At 31.2% G+C, this 587-nt stretch carries 1 protein-coding gene; it reads left to right on the forward strand.

The genetic code is table 11. The features are described 5' to 3' along the window. The first annotated feature begins 161 nt into the window (after positions 1–161). Entirely contained in the window at positions 162–287 is a 126-nt protein-coding gene (locus A3SG_RS22810; RefSeq protein WP_016991464.1) for a hypothetical protein, read from the forward strand. Positions 288–587: the final 300 nt, after the last annotated feature.

Below are 587 nucleotides of genomic sequence, written 5' to 3' on the forward strand. Positions count from 1 at the left end.
AAACCAATCAAGGAAATGGTTGTCCAATAATTCATAATAACTTAAATATATACAGAAGACAATATTGGGGTTATTATAACGAAAAAATGAAAAAGTAATTTATGTAACTTTTAATAAAAGCAAACTATAACTTATCGAAAAGATCAAAGGATTTCAAAAAGATGAAAGCGATAATTAGGAAAAAAGAAAGAGAAAGTTGGTTTGATGGTTGTAGTAATCATTGGGAAATAAAAATTAACTTAACAACAAAAGAATTATTTGAGCTTGGAATTAACGGAATCGGATAGAAAAAACTGCCACCAACCGCCATTCCTATGTAAAGCATCATTAAGTTATCAACAACTTTTAAGAGGGTTATATGTAGGTTATTTTTCCAGTATAAAATTCCGCTCCAACGGCTTGTTGGAAAAGTTGGAAACTAACTTTTTGTCCGCCGACGGCTTAGGACTGAAAAAGTTATTCTAACTTTTCCAATGATGCCAAGAATTATTTTCTCTTTTACTTCATAATATATCTTTTAATAATCTTAAAGCTCACACTCCTATATGTGGTCTGCTTATGGCAGCCACCAGCATCGGTATGATTGT

It is taken from the genome of Flavobacterium sp. ACAM 123, from assembly GCF_000264055.1.
GTDB lineage: Bacteria > Bacteroidota > Bacteroidia > Flavobacteriales > Flavobacteriaceae > Flavobacterium.

Excerpts from the sequence above, each read along its gene's own strand:
- A3SG_RS22810 (WP_016991464.1), top strand. The coding sequence starts at position 162 with ATGAAAGCGATAATTAGGAAAAAAGAAAGAGAAAGTTGGTTTGATGGT.